Origin of the sequence: Streptomyces kurssanovii (assembly GCF_040677245.1) — a bacterium.
Lineage (GTDB): Bacteria > Actinomycetota > Actinomycetes > Streptomycetales > Streptomycetaceae > Streptomyces > Streptomyces kurssanovii.
The window spans coordinates 1-23,352 of record NZ_JBFAQK010000064.1; the positions used below are offsets into that span (position 1 = coordinate 1).

15 protein-coding genes are annotated in these 23,352 nt (G+C 72.3%); 11 read left to right on the forward strand and 4 right to left on the reverse strand.

The window, feature by feature from the left end:
* Positions 1 to 116: 116 nt before the first annotated feature.
* Together AB0K36_RS29680 and AB0K36_RS29685 are read right to left on the reverse strand one after the other, a co-directional pair.
* Positions 117 to 1,712, reverse strand: coding sequence for an NADH-quinone oxidoreductase subunit NuoF family protein (locus AB0K36_RS29680; RefSeq protein ID WP_189467938.1), 1,596 nt, complete (start codon positions 1,710 to 1,712; stop codon positions 117 to 119).
* A complete protein-coding gene (locus tag AB0K36_RS29685) occupies positions 1,709 to 3,340 on the reverse strand; it encodes a hypothetical protein (RefSeq protein WP_364600194.1) in 1,632 nt (543 codons plus the stop codon). The genes AB0K36_RS29680 and AB0K36_RS29685 overlap by 4 nt, the downstream gene beginning before the upstream one ends.
* 429 nt (positions 3,341 to 3,769) lie before the next feature.
* Here AB0K36_RS29685 and leuS point away from each other — a divergent pair, with 429 nt between their 5' ends.
* The 5 genes from leuS to AB0K36_RS29710 all read left to right on the forward strand — a co-directional run bounded on the left by leuS (position 3,770) and on the right by AB0K36_RS29710 (position 13,050).
* Positions 3,770 to 6,622, forward strand: a complete 2,853-nt coding sequence (gene leuS, locus AB0K36_RS29690) for a leucine--tRNA ligase (RefSeq protein WP_364600196.1) — start codon at positions 3,770 to 3,772, stop codon at positions 6,620 to 6,622.
* Between the two features lie 166 nt (positions 6,623 to 6,788).
* Positions 6,789 to 7,541 (forward strand): hypothetical protein, encoded by a 753-nt coding sequence (locus tag AB0K36_RS29695; protein WP_364600198.1) that lies wholly within the window; start codon positions 6,789 to 6,791, stop codon positions 7,539 to 7,541.
* Positions 7,542 to 7,631: 90 nt separating this feature from the next.
* The gene (locus AB0K36_RS29700) at positions 7,632 to 8,477 is read left to right on the forward strand and encodes a DegV family protein (protein WP_364600200.1); all 846 of its coding nucleotides are present in this window, start codon (positions 7,632 to 7,634) and stop codon (positions 8,475 to 8,477) included.
* Positions 8,478 to 9,211: 734 nt separating this feature from the next.
* The gene (locus tag AB0K36_RS29705) at positions 9,212 to 10,309 is read left to right on the forward strand and encodes a ComEA family DNA-binding protein (RefSeq protein ID WP_364600237.1); all 1,098 of its coding nucleotides are present in this window, start codon (positions 9,212 to 9,214) and stop codon (positions 10,307 to 10,309) included.
* Positions 10,306 to 13,050, forward strand: coding sequence for a ComEC/Rec2 family competence protein (locus AB0K36_RS29710; protein WP_435877960.1), 2,745 nt, complete (start codon positions 10,306 to 10,308; stop codon positions 13,048 to 13,050). The genes AB0K36_RS29705 and AB0K36_RS29710 overlap by 4 nt, the downstream gene beginning before the upstream one ends.
* A 116-nt stretch (positions 13,051 to 13,166) precedes the next feature.
* Here AB0K36_RS29710 and AB0K36_RS29715 read toward each other — a convergent pair whose 3' ends face one another.
* On the reverse strand, positions 13,167 to 13,622 hold the full coding sequence (locus tag AB0K36_RS29715; RefSeq protein ID WP_364600202.1) for a pyridoxamine 5'-phosphate oxidase family protein: 456 nt from the start codon (positions 13,620 to 13,622) through the stop codon (positions 13,167 to 13,169).
* A gap of 121 nt (positions 13,623 to 13,743) precedes the next feature.
* Here AB0K36_RS29715 and AB0K36_RS29720 point away from each other — a divergent pair, with 121 nt between their 5' ends.
* From AB0K36_RS29720 to holA, 3 genes are all read left to right on the forward strand, one after another.
* Positions 13,744 to 14,592, forward strand: coding sequence for an arylamine N-acetyltransferase family protein (locus tag AB0K36_RS29720; RefSeq protein ID WP_364600204.1), 849 nt, complete (start codon positions 13,744 to 13,746; stop codon positions 14,590 to 14,592).
* Positions 14,593 to 14,698: 106 nt separating this feature from the next.
* A complete protein-coding gene (locus tag AB0K36_RS29725; protein ID WP_189467956.1) occupies positions 14,699 to 14,944 on the forward strand; it encodes a hypothetical protein in 246 nt (81 codons plus the stop codon).
* A gap of 45 nt (positions 14,945 to 14,989) precedes the next feature.
* Positions 14,990 to 15,973 (forward strand): DNA polymerase III subunit delta, encoded by a 984-nt coding sequence (gene holA / locus AB0K36_RS29730; protein ID WP_364600206.1) that lies wholly within the window; start codon positions 14,990 to 14,992, stop codon positions 15,971 to 15,973.
* A 533-nt stretch (positions 15,974 to 16,506) separates the two neighbouring features.
* Here holA and rpsT read toward each other — a convergent pair.
* A complete protein-coding gene (gene rpsT / locus AB0K36_RS29735; protein WP_189467957.1) occupies positions 16,507 to 16,773 on the reverse strand; it encodes a 30S ribosomal protein S20 in 267 nt (88 codons plus the stop codon).
* Between the two features lie 253 nt (positions 16,774 to 17,026).
* Between rpsT and lepA the strand changes: the two genes are divergently transcribed.
* The 3 genes from lepA (at position 17,027) to AB0K36_RS29750 (ending at position 23,338) form a co-directional block, all read left to right on the forward strand.
* A complete protein-coding gene (lepA, locus tag AB0K36_RS29740) occupies positions 17,027 to 18,889 on the forward strand; it encodes a translation elongation factor 4 (RefSeq protein ID WP_159692129.1) in 1,863 nt (620 codons plus the stop codon).
* 269 nt (positions 18,890 to 19,158) lie between these two features.
* Positions 19,159 to 21,048: an AMP-dependent synthetase/ligase gene (locus tag AB0K36_RS29745; protein ID WP_364600208.1), complete on the forward strand. Its 1,890-nt coding sequence runs from the start codon at positions 19,159 to 19,161 to the stop codon at positions 21,046 to 21,048.
* Positions 21,049 to 21,250: 202 nt separating this feature from the next.
* Complete coding sequence (locus AB0K36_RS29750; RefSeq protein ID WP_364600241.1) at positions 21,251 to 23,338, forward strand: SpoIIE family protein phosphatase; 2,088 nt, start codon at positions 21,251 to 21,253, stop codon at positions 23,336 to 23,338.
* The last annotated feature ends 14 nt before the right edge of the window (positions 23,339 to 23,352 follow it).

A 23,352-nucleotide genomic window follows, 5' to 3' on the forward strand; every position in this document is an offset into this window, starting at 1 on the left:
GAGCGCCTGCATGGCATGCAGGAGGTCAGGAGTTCAATTCTCCTTAGCTCCACAAGAGACAGTGAAGCGGGCCACCCGGATCGGGTGGCCCGCTTCACTGTTGTGCGTGGCTGCCGTCAACTACGGCCGCTGCCCAGGGCCTTGCGGTTGCTGCTGGGGAGCGCCGGACGCGCGGGCGGCGGCGTCGGGCCCGACGAGGGCACCTGCTCGATCCGCATGGCGAGGGCGGGGCAGCGGCGCACGGCCCGCTGTGCACGGCCCCGCATGTGCATGGGGACCATCGCGTCGGCCACCGACGGATATCCGTCGGGGTTGAGCCGGATCAGCTCCGGGATGATGTCGGCGCACAGTCCGTGGCCCTGACAGAGCGTCCAGTCGACGAAGATCTTCTCGCCGCTGGGAATCGACTCCTCGGCCTCCTCGTAGCCCGGCAGCGGCAGGGGCAGCACACCCGTGGTGTCGCGCCCGCAGCCGCCGTGCAGGACGTGGGCCGCCAGGTCGTCCGTGAAGGCGGACAGCGTCGAGGCGAAGAACCGCGCCGAACCGTCGGGGTGTTTGCACGCGCCACGGCCCTTGACCGCCTGGGTGACCTCGCGCAGCGCCTCCAGCGCCGCCGGGCCGCCGCCGTTCATCACATCGGCCAGACCGCCGGCGGCCGCGGGCAGCCCGAGCTTGCAGGGGCCGCACTGGCCCGCGGTTTCCGCGGCCAGCCAGTTGGCCACCCGCAGCGCCTCGCCCAGCGGGCAGGTCTCCGGACCGATCGGCAGGATCGCGCCCGCGCCCAGGGCGCCGCCCACGGACGCCAGGGACTCCTTGGACACGACGGCCTCGTGGACCGCGGCCGCGTCGATCCAGTTGCCGTGGTAGCCGCCCGTCAGCACCCCCTGCGGCTGCGGCGGGGCGCCCGCCAGCTGGAGCACGTACCGCAGCGGCACGCCCGTCGGGACCTCGACGACCATCGGCCGGGCCACCGCGCCGGAGATCGTGAGCATGACCGTGCCCGGTTCGGAGTCGAGGCCGGTGTGGCTGTAGCGGCGGGCGCCGATCCGTGCGGCGACGGCGAGCTGCGCGAACGTCTCCGCGTTGGAGAGCAGCGTCGGAGCGCCGCCGACGCCCGTCTCCGCGGCGCGCACGCGCCGGCCCGGCGGCAGCGCGGGGCCGCCGTTGACGGCCCGGATGACGGAGGACGCCTCACCGGAGACCATGCGCTCCGGGGTGCGCACCACGCGGGCGCGCAAGGCCTGGCCGCGACGGTCCGAGAGGCCGCGCTCGGCGAGCGCGGCGCGCATCGAGATCTCGGTCGAGTTGCGGGTGACCGCGACGACGAGGGTCCGGGCGCCGAGCGCCTCCGCGGCGAGCAGCGCGCCGTCGAGGATGAGATGCGGCGCCCGGTTGAGCAGCACCGTGTCCTTGCGGCAGGCGGGCTCGCCCTCGCTGCCGTTGACGACGACCACCGGCCGTATGCCGCGCCGGATGGCGGACTTGGCGACGGCCCGCAGCTTCTTGCCGAAGGGGAAGCCCGCGCCGCCGCGGCCGGTGAGGGATATGTCCTCCGCGAGCTGCGCGAGCCGCTCGCCGCTCACGGGCTCGAGCGGCCCGTGCACCTTCAGGTGCATGGGCAGGTCGAGGCGGTCGACGAGGTCGAAACCCTGCGTCAGCTGGGGGAGGCCGACGACGCGGACCTCCGGGACGTCGGGGAGGGGCGCGTTCACGGTCGTTCTCCTGCTGGTGCGTGCCAGGGCTCTCCCGCCGGGGGCGGGAAGAGGGGTCCGGGCAGTGGCGCCGTCTCGTCGTACGCAGGGACGTTTCCGTTGTCGTACGAGGACCGGTCGCCGTATGGGGCCGCGGGTGCGGGATCGGTCAGGGGTGTGTCGTAGGCGGCCGGCGGCGGGTAGCCGCCGGAGGTGTCGTACGCGGCGGACGGCGCGTAGGCGGCCGTGGCGTCCTGGGCGGGGAAGCCGCCGGTGTCGTACGAGGGGACGCCGCCGGTGTCGTACGAGGGCACGCTGCCCGTGTCGTACGAGGTGGGCGCGTCGAACTGGGCGGAACCGCCGTACGGCGCCGGCGGGGTGTCGTAGGAGGGGGCGGCGTCGAAGAGCGGCGGGGGAGGGGTGTCGTAGAGGGGCTGGGCCGGCTCGGGCCGTACCGACTGCGCCGGGGGAGGTGGCGAGGGGGTCGGCCAGCTGCCCGTCCGCGGGCCCGTCTCCGACACCACGGGTATCTCCTCCGTCATCGGCACCCGTTCGGCGAGCGGTGCCGACGGCTCACCCGCCAGCGAGACCGCGCGGTAGGCGGCGGACATGCCTGTGCGCCGGCCGCCGGTGGGCCCGCCGCTGTCCGGTACGAACGCCGGTTCCTCCTCCTGAGGGCGTGGGGCCTCGTAGAGCTGCGGCGAGGGCGCGGCGAGCCTCGGGGGCTGGGCGCGCGCCTGGCCGAGGGGCGGCTGGAAGTCCTGTTCGTACGGGCGCTGCGACGGCACGCCGTTCATTGCGCCGGTCATGCGGTCCACGCGGTCCATGCGGTCCATGCCTGCGGGTACGGTCGGGCGGCCCGTCCCGTTCATCCCGCTGACGCCCGGAAGCGGCGCCGTGGCGAGATCACGCTGAGCCTGCTCGTCCGCGGCGGCCGGCCCGTCGGCTCCGGCGGCACCGGTCAGGGACATGATCTTGGCGGCGATCCGGCGCTGGACCGGACGCGGCATCATGCGTACGGAGACCGCCGCGGCGACTCCCAGGAGGGCCAGGCAGTACATGGTCACGACCCACGTCGCGGCCGGCCGGCCCGCGTAGAGGCCGTGGACCAGGGCGAAGCACCAGGCCGGGTACGCCAGCATGTGCAGCGGCCGCCAGCGGCCGGCGACCTTGATGTTGCCGGCCAGCGCACTGCGGAGGGCGCCGGTCGTACCGGCCACGACCATCAGGAACCCGGCCAGCGAGCCGAAGCCGATGAGCGCCTCCGTGCCGGTGACGCCCAGGCCGAACGGGATCATCGCGCCGAGCAGTGGCACGTGTCCCAGTGACACCTTCACCGTGGCGTGCAGCAGCAGGAACCCGAGCGAGGCGATGGCCGTCGCCCGGTGGATGCCCTGCGCGAGCAGCCGGTGGCGGGGCGAGAGAAGCAGACGGTCGGTGGCGATGAGGCCCCAGGCGACGGAGGCGGTCAAGGACACCAGGGAGAGGACCCCGGTGGTGAAGTCGAGCGCGGCGCGGAAACTGTCGCTTCCTCCGACGGCGAGCAGGGGTAGGAGCACCAACGCGGCCACGGAGATGCCGCCTTGCACCTGGCGGCTGAGTCCGCGGCCCGGACCGGGCGACAAACGCATCTTGAGACGAGGGTTCATGGGGCGACTCCGAATGGTGCGGGAAAGCTGTCCCGTTGACGCACTCTAGGTCGACCCATACCAACCAGTACGAGGTTTCAAGGTTTATCGAGGTGAAGTGAGCGCAACTGACTCGGGGGTTGCCCTGGATAGGGTCGATACGCGGAGTAACCCGTACGCCTTGATCGTCGGAGTCGGCCGGAACCCGCCGTTCACGGCTCCGGGGGCTCGGAACGGACACTCATGCGGGCGGTTCCCCCGCTGCGGTACCCTGACGCCATGCGTGCCGTACGCCTTCTGCTTAGCGAGCCGCGCTGATCAGTCCCGACGGATGAGAAATCCGGTCGGAATCGGCGCGGCGTCCCCTCCTGTGCGAGGGGATTTTTCATTTCCCCTGGTACGTGAATCGGCTGGCAGTCGGCAGAGACGATCGATGGAGCTTCAAGGATCATGAGCGAGATGAACTCGGCTGCGGAGACAGCAGCCCCGCATCGTTATACGGCTGCCATGGCGGCCGACATCGAGGCACGCTGGCAGGACTTCTGGGACGCGGAGGGTACCTATCAGGCGCCCAACCCGAGCGGGGACCTCGCGGGGGATCCCGCGGTGGTGGCCAGGCCCAAGAAGTTCGTCATGGACATGTTCCCGTACCCGTCGGGCGCCGGGCTGCACGTCGGCCACCCCCTGGGATACATCGCCACCGACGTCTTCGCCCGTCACCAGCGCATGACCGGGCACAACGTCCTGCACACCCTGGGCTTCGACGCCTTCGGCCTGCCGGCGGAGCAGTACGCCGTGCAGACCGGCACGCACCCGCGCGTGTCGACCGAGGCGAACATCGAGAACATGAAGGTGCAGCTGCGCCGGCTGGGCCTGGGCCACGACAACCGCCGATCGTTCGCGACGATCGACCCGGACTACTACAAGTGGACCCAGTGGATCTTCGTCCAGATCTTCAACTCCTGGTACGACCAGGAGGCGGACAGGGCACGCCCGATCGACGAGCTGGTGGCCCAGTTCGAGAGCGGCGCCCGTGAGGTGCCCGGAGGCCGGGCATGGAGCGAGCTGAGCTCCCTGGAGCGCGCCGACGTCCTGGGCGGCTACCGCCTGGCCTACGCCTCCGACGCGCCGGTCAACTGGTGCCCCGGCCTGGGCACCGTGCTGGCCAACGAGGAGGTCACCGCCGACGGCCGCTCCGAGCGCGGGAACTTCCCCGTCTTCAAGGCCAAGCTGCGCCAGTGGAACATGCGCATCACCGCCTACGCCGACCGGCTGCTGGACGACCTGGACGCGCTGGACTGGCCCGAGGCCATCAAGCTGCAGCAGCGCAACTGGATCGGCCGCTCCGAGGGCGCCCGCGTCGACTTCGCCGTCGACGGCCACGACGCCGCGCGGATCACCGTCTTCACCACCCGACCCGACACCCTGTTCGGCGCCACCTACATGGTCCTGGCCCCCGAGCACGGCCTGATCGACTCCATCGTCCCGGCCGAGTGGCCGGAGGGCGTCAAGGCCGAGTGGACCGGCGGCGCCGCGACCCCCGCGGAGGCCGTCGCCGCCTACCGCAAGCAGGCCCAGACCAAGAGCGACGTCGAGCGCCAGACCGAGCACAAGGACAAGACCGGTGTGTTCACCGGCTCGTACGCCGTGAACCCGGTCACCGGAGCGCGGATCCCGGTCTTCGTCGCCGACTACGTCCTGATGGGCTACGGCACCGGCGCCATCATGGCCGTCCCCGGACAGGACGAGCGCGACTGGGAGTTCGCCGAGGCCTTCGAGCTGCCCATCATCCGCACGGTCCAGCCGCCGGAGGGCTGGGAGGGCGAGGCGTTCACCGGTCAGGGCCCCGCCATCAACTCCGCGAACGACGAGATCTCCCTGAACGGCCTGGACGTCACAGAGGCCAAGGCGAAGATCACGGCCTGGCTGGCGGACAAGGGCATCGGCGAGGGCACGGTCAACTTCCGGCTGCGTGACTGGCTGTTCAGCAGGCAGCGCTACTGGGGCGAGCCCTTCCCGATCGTCTACGACGAGGACGGCGTCGCACACGCGCTGCCCGAGTCGATGCTGCCGCTGGAACTGCCGGAGGTCGACGACTACTCGCCGCGCACCTTCGACCCCGACGACGCGGACACCCAGCCCGAGACACCGCTGTCCCGCAACGAGGACTGGGTGAGCGTCGAGCTGGACCTGGGCGACGGCCCCAAGCGCTACCGCCGAGAGACCAACACCATGCCCAACTGGGCGGGTTCGTGCTGGTACGAACTGCGCTACCTGGACCCGCACAACAGTGAGCAGCTGGTCGCGCCGGACATCGAGCAGTACTGGATGGGGCCGCGCGAGGGACAGCCGCACGGCGGTGTCGACCTGTACGTCGGCGGTGCGGAGCACGCCGTGCTGCACCTGCTGTACGCGCGCTTCTGGTCCAAGGTGCTGTTCGACCTGGGGCACGTCTCCTCGGTCGAGCCGTTCCACAAGCTGTACAACCAGGGCATGATCCAGGCGTACGTCTACCGCGACGAGCGCGGCTTCCCCGTCACGGCCACCGAGGTCGAGGAGCGCGACGGGAAGTTCTTCCACGACGGCCTGCCGGTCAAGCGTGAGCTGGGCAAGATGGGCAAGTCCCTGAAGAACGCCGTCACTCCGGACGAGATCTGCGCCGAGTACGGTGCCGACACCCTGCGCCTGTACGAGATGGCGATGGGCCCCCTGGACGTCTCCCGGCCGTGGGACACCCGCGCCGTCGTCGGCCAGTACCGGCTGCTGCAGCGGCTGTGGCGCAACGTCGTCGACGAGGCGACCGGCGAGGTGACCGTCGTCGACGGCGAGCCGGACGAGGCGACGCTGCGAGCCCTGCACAAGGCCATCGACGGAGTCTCCCAGGACATGTCGGCGATGCGTTTCAACACCGCCATCGCCAAGATCACCGAGCTGAACAACCACCTGACGAAGACGGGCGGCCCCGTGTCGCGCTCGGTGGCGGAGCGCCTGGTGCTGCTGGTCGCGCCCCTGGCACCGCACATCGCGGAGGAGCTGTGGCGCAGGCTGGGCCACACCGACTCGGTCGTCCACCAGGACTTCCCGGTCGCCGACCCGGCGTACGTCGTGGACGAGACCGTCACCTGCGTCGTGCAGATCAAGGGCAAGGTCAAGGCCCGCCTGGAGGTCTCCCCGTCCATCACGGACGAGGAGCTGGAGGCACTGGCCCTGGGCGACGCGGCGGTCGTCGGCGCCCTGGGCGGCGCCGGAATCCGCAAGGTGATCGTGCGGGCGCCGAAGCTGGTCAACATCGTGCCCGCGTGACGGGCGACGGGTTCGCGACCGCGTAAAAGGGGCGGATCCCGCCTCTGTGAAGGGTGGCGGGCCGCCGGGGGTTTCCCCTACGGGCAGGTTGGGGGTTCCGAAGGAACCTACGGCCTGCCCGTTCCGTTTACCGTGGAAGGACCACAACCGACGCCGGAGGGCGCACATGGAAGCCGCGATCATGATCCTGGCGCTGCTCTTCTTCGCCTTCGTGGCACTTGGGGTGTACGTGGGCGTCAAAGCCGTGAAGGCGGCCAAGCGCGGTGTCGAGCGCACCGTCAACCAGGCGCGGCGCACGGTCGAGGACACCGCGCTGCGCGCCAAGAGCTACGGGCAGACCGGCGTGACCGGCGAACTGGCGCAGCTCCGGCTGAAGCTTCGCACCTCGATGCGGGCGACACAGGAGGCGCTGAACGCCGGCGCGGCCGAGGACGCCTCCCTGTCCGAGTCGCTCGCCCTCTTCCGGCGGCTCAGCGCACACGGACACGAACTGGACGAGGAGCTCAGGCGGCTCGAGCGCGAGCCCGACCGGGCCACGGTCGGCTCACTGATGCCAGGCCTGCGTGAGCGCACGGAGCGGATCACCCGCTCCGCCGAGTCGCTGCGCTGGGCTGCGCGTGACCGCGCCCAGAAGTTCGCCGAGGACGATCTCGACGCGCTGAGCTCGCAGATCGACATGGAGGCCGGGGCGCTGCGGCACTGGGCCGCGACCGACGGCAGCGGGACCGCCGAGCCCGCCGCATGGCCCGAGGCGCCGGAGTCAGGGCGTCCGGCGGCGGCGCGGCCCGAGCCGGCGGCCCGCACACGGAGCGAGCCGGAGGACGAGACGCCCGGCCGGCCGCAGGCGATCACCGCGCCGGACCCGCGGCAGACCACGTACCCGTGGCAGAAGACCGCCCGCCCGGAAACCACGAACTGACGCCTGCCGCGACGGCCCGACCACCCCTGCGCACGGCGTGTGAACAGCTCGGGCTGCCGTACGGCGCCGCCTGCGGGTAACCTCCCGCTCATGTCCCGCCATGTCGCGATCGTCACCGATTCAACGGCCTACCTGCCGCCACCGGCGATGGAACGGCACGGCATCACGGCGGTGCCGCTGACCGTCGTGCTCGGCGACCAGGCGCTGGAGGAGGGCACCGAGATCTCGGCCCGCTCGCTCGCCACCGCCCTGCAGAAGCGGCGTTCGGTCACCACCTCCCGGCCCAGCCCCGAAACCTTCGCGCGGGCCTACCGCGAGGCCGCGGCCGCCGGCGCCACGGGGATCGTCTCGCTGCACCTCTCCTCCGAACTGTCCGGGACCCACGACGCGGCGGTACTGGCGGCCAAGGACGCACCGGTTCCGGTCAGGGTCGTCGACACCGGGATGATCGCCATGGCGCTCGGATTCTGTGCGCTCGCGGCGGCGGAGGTGGCGGAGGCGGGCGGATCGCTGGACGAGGCGGTCGCCGCGGCGGAGAAGCGGGCGGCGGACACCGCCGCGTATTTCTATGTCGACACACTCGACTATCTGCGCCGCGGTGGGCGGATCGGGGCGGCGCAGGCGCTACTCGGCTCCGCGCTCGCAGTGAAGCCGCTGCTCCAGCTCGTCGACGGCCGCATCGACATGCTGGAGCGGGTGCGAACGGCGTCGCGGGCGATCGCACGGCTGGAGGAGATCGCCGCCGAACGGGCCGGCACGGCACCGGTGGACATCGCGGTGCACCACCTGGCGGCGCCGGAGCGGGCCGCCGCACTCGCGGACCGGCTGAGGAACCGGGTGCCGGGGCTGGCCGACCTGCACGTGAGCGAGGTCGGCGCGGTGATCGGGGCGCACACCGGGCCGGGACTGCTCGGCGTGGTGGTCTCACCGCGCTGAGGGGGGCGCGGGGCGGGGTGGTGGTGGTCGGTCGGAGTGCTGGGTGGTCGGTCTGCGTGCCGGGGTGGTCGGTCGGCGTGCTGGGTGGTTGATCGCCGGTCCGGGTGGTCGGTCGGCCTGCTGGGAGCCTTCACCCTTAGGGGTGGTCGAGTTATACACAACTGGCCGCTTTTCCACTGGAATCGGGTGTGCTCGGCGGGTTCGGGCGAATGTGCCTACCGTCCTGTGACATGGCTCTTCGATCACGTTCCGCAACCAGTGGCCCGGGCCGCGCCCCGGCCTCCGACCGCCGCGCACGCTCTCATGGCCTCGGTCATGGCCGTGACCCTGGGCATGGGCATGGGCATGGGCATGGGCATGGGCATGGGCATGGGCATGGGCATGGGCATGGTGCCGGCTTCGGCCGACCGCCTGCCCTGACCGGGCACGGGTACCGGTCAGGGGTGGCGCAGGCCGTCGGGGGTGCGCCTGCTGGTGTTGGTGCTACCGGTTCCGAGGGCTTGGAGCCGCGGGTCTTACGGCCTTCTCGTCTGCGGGGTGGACGCGCCCCGACCGCGGAGGCAGCCGCCCTGCGACGGCGGGCGGACGCCTTGTTCATGGCCACGGCCGCTCCGCAGGGCGCGGGCGGCATGCTTTCGGGGCTTCCGCGCGGCAGTTCGCCCATGCGTCCGGCCCCGCGCCCGCCCCGGCGTCGAGTGACGTACCTCGCGTCGCACTCGCCGCCGCACCTGCCGATGCCGATGCCGGTGGCCTCGGGCCCGGTAACGCGTCCGCCCTCACGCCCGGTGCCGAGGGGGCGTCGGGCCGGCGCGGGGACCGGCCCCGGACGCGGCGGCCACAGTGGGCGGGTGCGGTCGGCGGGGCGGACCGGACTGCCGGAGGCGGCCGCCCGGACGACGGCACCGCCGGCCGGCGGCTACGGAGGGGCCGAGGCCGGAAGAGCGGCCGGAGCCGCCCCACCCGGAACCGACGGCGGCGCCCCCGCCCCGGACGCCAGGGACGACGCACCGGTGTCAGCCGCCTCCGGGGAGGCACCCGTTACCCGCGCTGACCGGGACGAATCCGTGACCCGCAGGGAGACATCCGCTGTCCGCACCGGCAGGCATGTGGCCGGGGCCGGGCCGTCCCGCTTCGGGCTCGCGATCCGGGACCGGCTGCCGGTCTGGGTGCAGGTGCGATGCGGGCTCGAGCCGAAGACGCTCGCGGCGCTCGCCGTGATCCTCGTGGCGGCGGCCGTGTTCGCGGCTCAGCACTTCTGGGTGGGCCGGCCGCAGGCGGTACGGGCCCCGGAACTGGTCCAGCAGGGTTCGGCCCAGCCGCAGTCCGGGGCCGGGCCCGTCGCAGCACCGGCGGACGAGCCGTCACCTTCGCCGGGCCGGCCGCCCGTCGGCCCGCAGCAGGCGGCCCCGATCGTGGTCGACGTGAGCGGCAAGGTGCGGCGGCCCGGAGTGCTCGAACTGCCTGCGGGATCACGGGTGGCCGACGCGCTGGAGGCGGCAGGAGGCGTGAAGCCGGGCACCGACCTGACCGGGCTCAACCGGGCGCGGGTGCTGAGCGACGGCGAACAGGTGGTCGTGGGCGGGCCCGCGCCGCCCGCACCGGGCGGTTCCGGCGCGGGCCCTGCCGCCGGACCGGCCGCAGGACCGATCAGTCTCAACTCGGCGACGGCGGAGCAGCTCGAGACGCTGCCGGGAGTAGGCCCCGTGCTCGCGCAGCACATCATCGACCACCGCATGCAGAACGGTGGCTTCCGGTCGATCGACGAACTGCGTGACGTCAACGGGATCGGCGACCGCCGGTTCGAGGACCTGCGGAACCTGGTGCGGCCATGACCGTCGTCCCGGTCCACCCGGACACAGGCGACCGGCCGGGCACGTCCGGCTCTCCTCCGGAAGGCCCGACCGATCTGCGGCTCGTCCCGCCCGCGCTGGCGGCCTGGGCGGCGTCGGCTCTCGCGCTGGGGGCACCGGGCCGGTGGACGGCCGTCGGCGTGGCTGCCTGCCTCGCCGCCGCGGCACTGCTGCCGCTGTGGGCCACGGCGTCACGGCGCGGGAACCGCCGGGACGCGGCGTGTGGTGCGGCGCCACAGAGCAGAGGCCAGGACACGACGCGGGTCACTGCGGCACGGTACGGGGGCGGCGACACGGCGGGGGTCACTGCGGCACGGCGCGGGGGCGGCGACACGGCGGGGATTGCGATGGCGCGGCCATCCTGCCGCCGGGACGCGGCGAGGATTGCGGTGACACGGCGCGGGGGCCGACGGGGCACCGCCTCTGACCCGGGCGGCAGGACGGCCGCACAAGCCACCGCTACCGGTTCGCCGCGGTGGCGGCAGGGCGCCACCGCCGTCGCCGGAGTGTTGCTGTGCGCGGCGGCGGGCGCGGCCTCCGCCGGGCTGCACGGCGCGGACCTCCGCCGTGGGCCGCTGCCCGGCCTGGCTGACCGGCAGGCGCGGGTCACGGTCGAGTTGACCGTCACCTCCGATCCGCGTCCCACCCGCTCCAAGGCCGCGGGCGACCCGGCGGCCCCGGCGGCGCTGTTGCTGAACGCCGAGGCGACGAGGGTCACCGTGCCCGGCGGATCCGTCACAGAGACCCGTACCCCCGTCCTGGTGATCGTGTCCCCCGGTGAAGCGGACACCGCCTGGCAGCGCCTCCTGCCCTCCACCCGCCTGAGGGTGGGCGGACGGCTGGTGGAGCCGCTCCGCGAGGCTGATCCGTTCGCGGCCGTGTTACGGGCCGACGGCGGCCCTCCGCCGGTCATCCGCCCGCCGACCGGCCTGCAACGCACGGCCGGTGACCTGCGCGCCGGACTGCGCCAGGCCACGGACGGCCTGGCACCGGACGCCCGTGCGCTGCTGCCGGGATTGGTGGTCGGGGACACCTCCCGCATTCCCGCCGACCTCCACGACGCCTTCGAAGCGACGGACCTGACCCACTTGTTGGCCGTGTCCGGAAGCAATCTCACCATCGTGCTGATCCTGCTGATCGGTCCACCGGGCACGGCCCTCCTGGCCGAACGGCGGGGGCTGGCACCCCGGTTGGGCATCACTCTGCGCGGCACGGCGCTGCTCGGAGGTGCGCTCACGCTCGCGTTCGTGGTCGTGTGCCGGCCGGAGCCGAGTGTGCTGCGGGCAGCGGCCTGCGGACTCGTCACCCTGCTCGCCATCGGCACCGGCAGGCGCAGGTCCCTCGTACCGGCACTGGCCGCCGCCGCACTTCTGCTCGTGCTCTACGACCCGTGGCTGTCGCGGAGTTACGGCTTCCTGCTCTCCGTCCTCGCCACCGGCGCCCTCCTCACCATCGGCCCCCGCTGGAGCGAGGCGCTCCAACGGAGGCGGGTACCGGCGCGGCTCGCTGAGGCGCTCGCCGCGACGGCGGCGGCGCAGGCGGTGTGCGCACCGGTGGTGGCCGTGTTCGCGGCCAGAGTCAGCCTGGTCGCGATTCCCTGCAACCTCGTCGCCGAACTCGCCGTCGCTCCCGCGACGATCCTGGGATTCGCGGCACTGGCCACCGCACCCGTGGCCATACCGGTCGCCGAGTTGCTGGCGCGTGTGGCCGGCTGGCCGGCGGGCTGGATCGCGTCCGTCGCACGCTCCGGAGCGGCTCTGCCCGGCGCCCAGACCGACTGGCCCGGCGGCTGGCGCGGCGGCCTGCTGCTCGCCGGACTGACCGTGGTGCTGATCCTCGTGGCCCGCCGGCTGACACGACACCCGTGGGCGGTGGCGCTCTGCGCGCTCCTGCTCGTGCTGGCCGTGGTCCGCCCGGCCCCGCTGACCACGAAACTGACCGGCTGGCCCCCGCCCGGCTGGGCGCTGGTCATGTGCGACGTGGGGCAGGGTGATGCCATGGTGCTCGCGGCCGGAGACGGCGCTGCCGTGGTCGTGGACGCGGGGCCCGACCCCGGTCTCACCGACCGCTGCCTGAGCGAGCTCGGCGTCACAGAGGTGCCGCTGGTGCTGGTGACCCATTTCCATGCCGACCACGTGGCAGGTCTCGAGGGAGTGCTCCGCGGCAGGGCGGTGGGCGCGGTCCAGACGACCGCGTTCGAAGAGCCTCGCTGGCAGGCCACGTTCGTCCGGCGCACGGCAGCGGCGGCCGGGGTACCGGTGATCCACGCGATACCGGGGGAGCGGCGCAGAGCAGGTCGGCTCAGCTGGGAGGTCCTGTGGCCCGACCTGTCCCGCGGCGCGGCACCGGACGGACCGAACGACGCCAGTGTCGCACTGCTCGTCCGGGCGTCGGGCGGGCTGTCCATGCTGCTGCTCGGCGACCTCGAACCGCCGTCCCAGCAGCGGCTGATACGGGCGCATCCGGCGCTTCCGGCCGTCGATGTGCTCAAGGTCGCCCACCACGGCTCCGCCTATCAGGAGCCGGCGCTGCTGGCGGGAGCCCGGCCACGACTGGCACTCATCTCCTGCGGAAAGGACAACAAGTACGGACATCCCGCGCCCCGCACGGTCGCGGCGCTGCGCGCACGGGGTGCGGTGGTGATGCGTACGGACCAAGACGGTGCGATCGCCGTGACGGGCGCCGGCGCGGACCTGAGGGCTGTGGCACGCGGCACCGGATGAACCTGTCGGCGGAGCGGCGTCGGGACGAACCCATCGGCCGAGCGCCCTCGGGACCGGCCCGTAGGCCGAGGCCTGCCCCGACGGCCCGGCCGTCGGCCCGGCCGTCACTTCGGCCGTCAGTCCAGCCAGCGTCCGTCGTTCATGATCAGCCGGTCCTTCAGTTCGTTCACCTCACGCCATGCCTTCACCACACGAGGGGTGATCCGCAGATACACCCAGGGATGCCGGTCCCGCGGGTCCCAGCGCAGCTTCGCGGCGAAGGCGTCGGCCGACCCGGTCGGCAGTGCGGAGCCCTCGACGACCTCGGCGGCCCCCTCGATGTGCACGACGTCGCGGGTATGGCCGAGGGTCACGACGACCTCGCCCCGAGGCGTCAGGTTGCGGGCGGTGGGATTGGTGCGCCGGGTACACATCAGCAGAGCGGCGCCGTCCCATGCGAACGAGAGGGGCATCAGGCACGGTTGCCCGTCCGGGGACGTCGTCGCGACCCACGAGTCCTTGTCGTCGGCCAGCCGGGCGAGGGTGTCCCGCCGGCGTTCCTCGCGGCTGCGTGCCTGTTCCTGGGGCGTCATGGCGGCAAGCTATGCGGTGTCCGCGCCCCGCCGCTTCGGGCTGTGGGAGGAGCCGTCTCCGCCTTCCGGACCAGGACCAGCGGCCCTGGCGGGGCGGCGGAGCGCGCAGCAGACTGCGTTCATGAACACGCTCCCGCCGACCACGCCCGCCGCGCCCCAGCCCGACCGCTCGTCACGGGACATCGACCCACGGGGCGTCGACGCCTACCTCGCTCGCATCGGATGCGCACGTCCGGACCGGGCCGATGCCGCCGCGCTACGGGAACTCCAGCTGCGGCACCTGCTCTCCGTACCGTTCGAGAACCTGTCGATCCATCTCGGTGAGCCCCTCGTCCTGGAGGACGGGCCGCTCCTCGACAAGGTCGTCGGGGCCCGCCGCGGCGGCTTCTGCTACGAACTCAACGGCGCGTTCGCCGTGCTGCTGCGCGGCCTCGGCTTCGGTGTGACCCTGCTCCAGGCCAGGGTCTTCGGCGACGGCGGGCGCCTCGGCATCCCCTACGACCACATGGCGCTCAGGGTGGAGACGTCCGACGGCAGCGGACCCTGGCTCGCCGACGTCGGCTTCGGCGACCACAGCCATCACCCTCTGCTCCTCGCGGAGCGGGATGGGCAGAAGGACCCCGCGGGCACCTTCCGTATCGCGGAGGCAGCCGAGGGGGACCTCGACGTGATCCGGGACGGCAGGCGGCAGTTCCGTCTCGACACCAGGCCGCGTGAGCTGCCGGACTTCGAGGCGGGCGCCTGGTGGCACCGCACCTCGCCCCTCTCCCACTTCACCAGGTCGCTGGTGTGCTCCCGGCTCACGGAGGACGGCCGGATCACGCTGACCGGCCGCAAGCTCGTCACGACCGTGGCCGGTGAGCGGCACGAGCGGCTGCTGGACAGCGACGACGAGGTACTCGCCGCATACCGCGAGCACTTCGGCCTGGAGCTCGACCGGGTGCCGGAGGTCCGGCCCGCGGCGTCCTGAGATCGGCCGCCGGCCCACGGCGTCCTGAGACCGCCGCCGGACCGGCCGCCGGTCCGGTCGCGGGGCACGGTGACGGCTTGGCCGCGCGCCCCGGCACAATGTGCCGGTGAGCGACGTGAGACATGTGCTGGTGCTGCCCGACCGTGACGCCGCGGAGGAGGTGGCGGAGACGATCGGTGAGAGCTTCCCGGTGACGGAGGAGCCCCAGCTCGTGCGGGACGCGCTGGCGGGCGAGGACGACGCGGAGGACGCCCAGTGGCTGGTCGTCGTCGAGGACCCGGAGGGCGCGATGGACGCCGCCGCGCTCGACGCGTTCGTGGCGGCCTGGGACGGGTGGCGCGAGGCGCACTGACCGTTCGCCCGGGACTGTCGGCGGGGCGTGGGATGCTGGAGCGCGATGGCCACCAAGAACTCGACCGACGATCCGCTCGCCCCCGTGACTCTCGCCGTGGGCCAGGAGGATCTGCTTCTCGACCGTGCCGTTCAGCAGGTGGTGGCGGCAGCACGGGCCGCCGACGCCGACACGGACGTACGGGACCTCACCGCCGATCAGCTCCTGCCGGGCACGCTCGCCGAGTTGACCAGCCCGTCGCTCTTCGCCGAGCGCAAGGTCGTGATCGTGCGCAATGCGCAGGATCTCTCGGCCGACACGGTGAAGGACGTCAAGGCCTATCTCGGTGCTCCGGCCGAGGAGATCACCCTGGTGCTGCTGCACCCCGGTGGAGCAAAGGGCAAGGGCCTGCTGGACGCGGCGCGCAAGGCCGGGGCGCGGGAGGTCGCCTGTCCCAAGACGACCAAGCCCGCGGAGCGTCTGGGTTTCGTGCGGTCGGAGTTCCGTGCGCTGGGCAGGTCCGCCACCCCGGAGGCGTGCCAGGCCCTCGTCGACGCCATCGGGAGCGATCTGCGGGAGCTTGCCTCCGCGGTGTCGCAGCTGACGGCGGACGTCGAGGGCACCGTCGACGAGGCTGTCGTGGGCCGCTACTACACGGGCCGCGCGGAGGCGTCGAGCTTCAACGTCGCCGACCGGGCCGTGGAAGGCCGGGCGGCGGAGGCGCTGGAGGCTCTGCGCTGGTCACTGTCGACGGGCGTCGCGCCCGTGCTGATCACTAGCGCGCTCGCGCAGGGCGTCCGGGCGATCGGCAAACTGTCCTCCGCGCGCGGCGGCCGGCCGGCCGACCTGGCGCGTGAGCTGGGCATGCCGCCGTGGAAGATCGACCGTGTCCGCCAGCAGATGCGCGGCTGGACCCCCGACGGCGTGGCCATGGCCCTCCGCGCGGTGGCCGAGGCGGACGCGGGGGTCAAGGGCGGCGGCGACGACGCGGAGTACGCGCTGGAGAAGGCGGTCGTGGCGATCGCGACGGCGGCACGCTCGCGCCGCTGAGCCGGCCCCGCCGTCCTGGCGGGACGCCCGCCGTGTCGGTACCCGCCCGTGGGGGCAGGTACCGGCCTTCGCGCGAGCCGCCCCCCGGACCGGCACCCGCCTCTTGGGCCAGGCACCCGCCGCCCCTGGCCAGGACCACCCCGCGGGTGGAGTCGCCTTGGGACAGGCACGCACCTGCTCCCTGGGGCGAGGCATCCGCCCCTGCGACACGGCACCCGTCCGGTGAGCCAGGCCCGCCCACTGACTGCTTGGTCGCAGGCCCGGACCCGCTTCAGGCCCGGCCCAGCCCGCTGCAGGCCCGGATCACAGGAACCAGACCCGGATCACAGGGACCAGGCCCGGGACCGCACCGGATCAGGCCATGGCGAAGGCCCCGGTCCGCCGTCCTGGGGAAGGACAGTGGCCCGGGGCCTTCGTGTGAAGCTCGGTGCGCCGCACCCGCGTGGCGAACGCAGGCCGCGTGCGGCGCGGGGGTGCCGACCGGGAGCGGATGAGAGGGCCCGCTTGGTCCCTGCCGGCGATCAGTCAGTAGCTCAGCCCTGGAGGGAGCCAACCTTGGCAGCCAGCGCCGACTTCTTGTTGGCGGCGGCGTTCTTGTGGATGACGCCCTTCGAGACGGCCTTGTCGAGCTGACGGGAGGCCGCACGGGCCGCCACGGTCGCCGACTCGACGTCGCCGGTGGCGACAGCCTCACGGGCCTTGCGGATCGCGGTCTTGAGCGAGGACTTGACGGCCTTGTTGCGCAGGCGCGCCTTCTCGTTCGTCTTGTTCCGCTTGATCTGGGACTTGATGTTCGCCACGAAAGAGCCTTTTCAGGTTCGATGATCTCTGAGGTTGCGTCCCTCCCCCGTAACCCCGCGGGTACGGGAGGCGCCTCCGGAGAGGAAACGAGACACAGCTGCTCAGGCTACCAGTCGCCCCACGGGCGGCCCAAACCCGGCACAGTCGCCGACCCGTGGGACCATGGAGCCTACGTATCGATCCGACAAAGAGCCGAGCCGAGCCCGAGCCGAGCTCACCGACCCGGCGTCTGCCAAAGAATCAGGACCCTGCGTGCCCGCGACTCCTATCCACGTGCCCGAGCCGAGCCGTACCGACCCGGCTCTGATCCGCAACTTCTGCATCATCGCGCACATCGACCACGGCAAGTCGACCCTTGCCGACCGGATGCTCCAGCTGACGGGTGTGGTCGAGCAGCGGCAGATGCGCGCCCAGTACCTCGACCGGATGGACATCGAGCGCGAGCGCGGCATCACGATCAAGTCCCAGGCGGTCCGTCTGCCCTGGGCCCCCACCGAGGGAGAGGGGCAGGGGAAGACCCACATCCTCAACATGATCGACACCCCGGGTCACGTCGACTTCACGTACGAGGTGTCCCGGTCCCTGGCCGCCTGTGAGGGCACGGTCCTGCTGGTCGACGCGGCCCAGGGCATCGAGGCGCAGACCCTCGCCAACCTGTACCTGGCGATGGAGAACGACCTCGCGATCGTCCCGGTGCTCAACAAGATCGACCTGCCGGCCGCCCAGCCGGAGAAGTTCGCCGAGGAGCTGGCGAACCTGGTCGGCTGCGACCCGACCGATGTGCTCCGGGTCTCCGCCAAGACCGGTCTCGGCGTCGAGGCGCTGCTCGACCGGGTGGTCCGGGAGGTGCCGGCCCCGGTCGGTGTCGCCGACGCCCCCGCCCGCGCGATGATCTTCGACTCGGTCTACGACTCGTACCGCGGTGTCGTCACGTACGTCCGTGTCATCGACGGCCAGCTCAACAAGCGTGAGCGGATCCGGATGATGTCGACCGGCGCCACGCACGAGCTGCTGGAGATCGGCACCAACTCGCCGGAGATGCTGCCGGCCGACGGCCTCGGTGTCGGTGAGGTGGGTTACCTCATCACCGGTGTGAAGGACGTCCGCCAGTCCAAGGTCGGTGACACGATCACCACCCTGCACAAGGGAGCCACGGAGGCCCTCGGCGGCTACAAGGACCCGAAGCCGATGGTGTTCTCCGGCCTGTATCCGCTGGACGGCTCCGACTATCCCGAGCTGCGTGACGCCCTCGACAAGCTCCAGCTCAACGACGCCGCGCTGGTGTACGAGCCGGAGACGTCGGCCGCGCTGGGCTTCGGTTTCCGTGTGGGCTTCCTCGGCCTGTTGCACCTGGACGTGATCCGGGAGCGGCTGGAGCGCGAGTTCGGCCTGGACCTGATCGCCACCGCACCGAACGTGGTCTACCGCGTGACGATGGAGGACGGCACCGAGCACACGGTCACCAACCCGAGCGAGTTCCCCGAGGGGAAGATCGCCGACGTCCACGAGCCGGTCGTGCGGGCCACGATCCTCGCGCCCAGCGAGTTCATCGGTTCGATCATGGAGCTGTGCCAGACCCGGCGCGGCACCCTGCTCGGCATGGACTACCTCTCCGAGGACCGGGTCGAGATCCGCTACACCCTGCCGCTCGCGGAGATCGTCTTCGACTTCTTCGACCAGCTGAAGTCCAAGACCCGCGGTTACGCCTCCCTGGACTACGAGCCCACCGGCGAGCAGGCCTCCAGCCTGGTCAAGGTCGACATCCTGCTGCACGGCGACAAGGTGGACGCCTTCTCGGCGATCACCCACAAGGACGCGGCCTACGCGTACGGCGTGCGGCTCGTCGCCAAGCTGCGCGAGCTGATCCCCAGGCAGGCGTTCGAGGTGCCGATCCAGGCGGCCATCGGTTCCCGTGTCATCGCCCGTGAAACCATCCGCGCCATCCGCAAGGACGTCCTCGCCAAGTGCTACGGCGGTGACATCTCCCGTAAGCGGAAGCTGCTCGAGAAGCAGAAGGAAGGCAAGAAGCGGATGAAGATGGTCGGTTCCGTGGAGGTCCCGCAGGAGGCCTTCATCGCGGTGCTGTCCAGCGACGAGGGTGGCAAGAAGAAGTAGTCACCGCGTCGCCCTGGGTCCGCGAAAGCGCCCGTCCCGTGCCGGGACGGGCGTTTTTCGGCCTTGCGGAACCGTACCGACGGGTATGTGCTTGTTGCATCGATCCACTGCTCCAACTGGTGGATCCGCGTTCGGTTCGTTATGAAGCGGCGGCCCGCAGGCACTTACGCGCCGGTCCCACGGGCTTTACCCTGAGCACGGCTCGATGGTTACTCGCCAGTTAAACAACCAGCCAGTCGTGCAGTGTTGCCGCAGGCCCGGAGGACGTCGTGAGCGAAACCCAGACCCTGATCGAGAACCGGCCGCCTTCGGTGGCGACCCTCTTCACCGAGCGCGTGGCAGCCACGCCGGACGGCGAGGCCTACCGGTACCCGGTGCCCCCCGCCGCGGGCTCGGGCCCCGACGACTGGAAGTCCCTGAGCTGGGGCGAGGCCGCCGAGCGGGTCTACGCCGTCGCGGCCGGACTGATCGACCTGGGCGTGAACGCCGAGGAGCGGGTCGCGCTCGCCTCCTCCACCCGGGTCGAGTGGATCCTCGCCGACCTCGGCGTGATGTGCGCGGGCGGCGCCACCACGACGATCTACCCGTCCACCAACGCGGAGGAGTCGGCGTACATCCTCGCCGACTCCTCGAGCCGGGTGCTGATCGCCGAGGACGCCGCCCAGCTGGCCAAGGCGCGGGAGAAGCGCACCGAGCTGCCCGAGCTGAAGCACGTCGTGGTCATCGACCCGGCCGGCGTCGAGCCGGACGGTTCCGAGCCGGAGGGCTGGGTCCTCACCCTCGCCGACCTCGAGGCGCGCGGCGCGAAGTACCTCGCCAAGAACCCGGAGGCGGTCAAGGAGCGGGTCGCGGCGATCACCGCCGACCAGCTGGCGACGCTCATCTACACCTCGGGCACCACGGGCCGCCCCAAGGGCGTGCGCCTGCCGCACGACAACTGGTCCTACATGGCGAAGGCCATCGCCGCGACCGGCCTGGTCACCAAGGACGACGTGCAGTACCTCTGGCTGCCGCTCGCCCACGTCTTCGGCAAGGTGCTGACGTCGGGACAGATCGAGGTCGGCCATGTCACGGCGGTCGACGGCCGCGTCGACAAGATCATCGAGAACCTGCCGGTCGTCCAGCCGACGTACATGGCGGCCGTTCCCCGCATCTTCGAGAAGGTCTACAACGGGGTCGCGGCCAAGGCGCGCGCCGGCGGCGGCGCCAAGTACAAGATCTTCCAGTGGGCCGCGGGAGTCGCCCGCGAGTACGCGAAGGTCACGCAGGACAACTTCCGCCGCACCGGGAACGCGTCCGCCCCCTTCGGTCTGAACGCCAAGCACAAGGTCGCCGACGCGCTCGTCTACTCCAAGCTGCGCGAGGCGTTCGGCGGACGGCTGCGCGCCGCCGTGTCGGGTTCCGCCGCGCTCGCCCCCGACATCGGCTACTTCTTCGCCGGCGCCGGCATCCACATCCTCGAGGGCTACGGCCTGACGGAGTCGAGCGCCGCCTCCTTCGTCAACCCGGGCGAGGCCTACCGCACCGGCACGGTCGGCAAGCCGCTGCCCGGCTGCGAGGTGCGCATCGCCGACGACGGCGAGATCCTGCTCCGCGGCCCGGGGATCATGGAGGGCTACCACAACCTGCCCGAGAAGACCGCCGAGGTCCTCGAGTCCGACGGCTGGTTCCACACCGGCGACATCGGCGAACTGTCCGCCGACGGGTACCTGAGGATCACGGACCGCAAGAAGGACCTGATCAAGACGTCCGGCGGCAAGTACATCGCGCCCGCGGAGGTCGAGGGCCAGTTCAAGGCGGTGTGCCCGTTCGTCTCCAACATCCTGGTGCACGGCGCGGACCGTAACTTCTGCACCGCGCTGATCGCCCTGGACGAGCCGACGATCCTCGGCTGGGCCGAGGAGAACGGCCTGGGCGGCAAGAGCTACGCGGAGGTCGTCGCCTCCCCGCAGGCCGAGCAGCTCATCGAGGGCTATGTGAAGCGCCTCAACGAGGGGCTCCAGCGCTGGCAGACCATCAAGAAGTTCCGGCTGCTCCCGCGTGACCTGGACATCGAGCACGGCGAACTGACGCCCAGCCTCAAGCTGAAGCGCCCGGTCGTGGAGCGCGAGTACAAGGACCTGATCGAGGACATGTACGCCGGTTCCCGCGAGGCGTGACCGCGCACGAACAGCGGCGGAACGGCGTCGGACCGACGGCCGTTCCGCCGCATGCGTGTGTGCTCTTTACGCCTTCCTGCCGGTTTTCTTCCCCCTAGTTCGGTGACTCCGTGCTTATGAGCCCCCTCGGTCTGTCACTCTGTCGGTGTCATAAGCGGCGCACGCCAGCACCGACCAGGAGCCGCAGGTGGGGTCCATTCCGATGCAGCGCGAGACCGGCAACTCCTCGACTCCCGTGTGGCCGGCACGGTCCGACCCCAGGCTGGTCGCGCACACCAGCCTGCCCGGCAACCTCCTGGCCCCGGCGGCCGCACGCCGTTTCGTGCGCGACGCCGTCGACGGGTGGACGGGTCTCGGTCTGCTGTCCGGCGGCTCCTGCGCCGACCGGCTCGCCGACGACGCGGCCGTCGTCGTCAGCGAGCTCGTCACCAACGCCGTCGTGCACGCCGGCACCGCGGCGGAACTGCTCTGCCGCTTCGAGGAGTCCACGCACGAGGAACCGGCCGCGCTGGTGGTCGAGGTCTCCGACCACCACCCCGCCAGCGCCGTCACCGGCGGGCCGCACAACGCCGACGAGTCCGGCACCGCGGACTACGGCCGCGGCCTCCAGCTCGTCGCCTCCCTCGCGGAGCGCTGGGGCATCACCTTCCACGCCGCGCTGAAGACGGTCTGGGCACGCCTGCCGCTCGACGGCCGTGACATCCGACCGCCCGCCGCCGCGTACCCGGCACCGTCGGCGCGACGGGTCCCGGACCGGACGGAGACGTTCGCGCCGGGGCGCGGACGGGACGACCTGGAGTGGGTGAGCCGCGGGGCGCCCGCGTTCCTCGCCGAGGCGTCCGACCTGCTCGCCGGACAACTGGACGAGGACATGGTCGCCGCGCTGGCCGGCCAGCTGCTGGTGCCGCGGCTCGCCGACCGGTGCGCGATCTGGCTGGACGGCGGGACGAAGGGCCACGGACGCGGGACCGGGGAAAGAGGGGCGGGGGCGAGGCTCGTCGGGGTGTGGCACAGCGACGAGGCACGTGTCGGGCCGCTGCGGGAGGCCCTGGGCGAGGAACCGCCCCTGCTCCCACTCGCTTCGGACGGCGGACCGGTGCCGGTGGCATGGCCGGACGGGACCCGTGGGGAGCACCCCGCGTCCCCGCACGGGGGCCCGGCGGCGCAGGACGCCTCCCGGAGGTGGGGAACGGCCGGAGTGCCGCACCCGCCCGCGCCCGGCGCCGCCACTCCCTACCCGGGCGTGGCCGGGCCGCCCGCCGTCACCGGCGCCCAGGAGCCGGCCGGGCCCCTGCCCGCCGACGAGGAGCCGGCCACCGCCCTGGCCTACCGCCTCGGCGTCGGCGGCCACCGTCTCGGCGTGCTGCTCGTCGCACAGAACGGCCCGGGGGGCGTCCCCGCCGAAGTGGCCGCCCTCATCGAGGACTTCGCCCGGCGGGTCGCCCTGGCCGTCAGCGCCGCCCGCCGGTACACCCGGCAGGCCACCATCAGCAGGGTCCTCCAGCGCGGCCTGCTGCCGAGCAGGGTGGGCCAGATCCCGGGCGTCGACACGTTCCTGGTCTACGAGCCCAGTGACGACGGTGTCGCCGGCGGCGACTTCTACGACGTCTTCCCCGCCGGGTCCGGCGGCCGCTGGTGCTTCATGCTCGGCGACGTCCAGGGCAGCGGGCCGGAGGCCGCCGTCGTCACCGGGCTCGCCAGGCCCTGGCTGCGGCTGCTGGCCCGCGAGGGCTACGAGGTCGGCCAGGTCCTCGACCGGCTCAACGGCCTCCTGCTCGACGACGCGATGGAGGCGGCGGAGGCGGCTGCACTGATCGTCACCGGCGGGCACGGGCCGGGCCTCCCGGACGGGCAGCACGCGCGCTTCCTGTCACTGCTGTACGGACAGGTCGTGCCGTCACCGTCCGGAGACGGCGGCGCACGCTGCACCCTGGCCAGCGCCGGGCACCCGCTGCCCCTGCTGCTCCGGCCCGACGGCGCCGTGCGCGCCCTGGCCGAGCCGCAGGTGCTGCTCGGGGTCGTCGACGACGTCACGTACCAGAGCCACACCTTCGACCTGGAGCCCGGCGACACGCTGCTGTGCGTCACCGACGGGGTGACCGAGCGGCGGTCGGGGTCGCGGATGTTCGACGACGAGGACGGTCTCGCGGCCGTCCTGTCCGGATGCGCCGGGCTCACGGCGCAGGGCGTCGCCGAGCGGATCAGGGCCGCGGTGCACGCGTTCGCGCCCACGCCGCCCGGGGACGATCTGGCGCTGCTGGTGCTCCAGGCGGGGCGACCCGCCGGGTGACGGACAATGGGGGG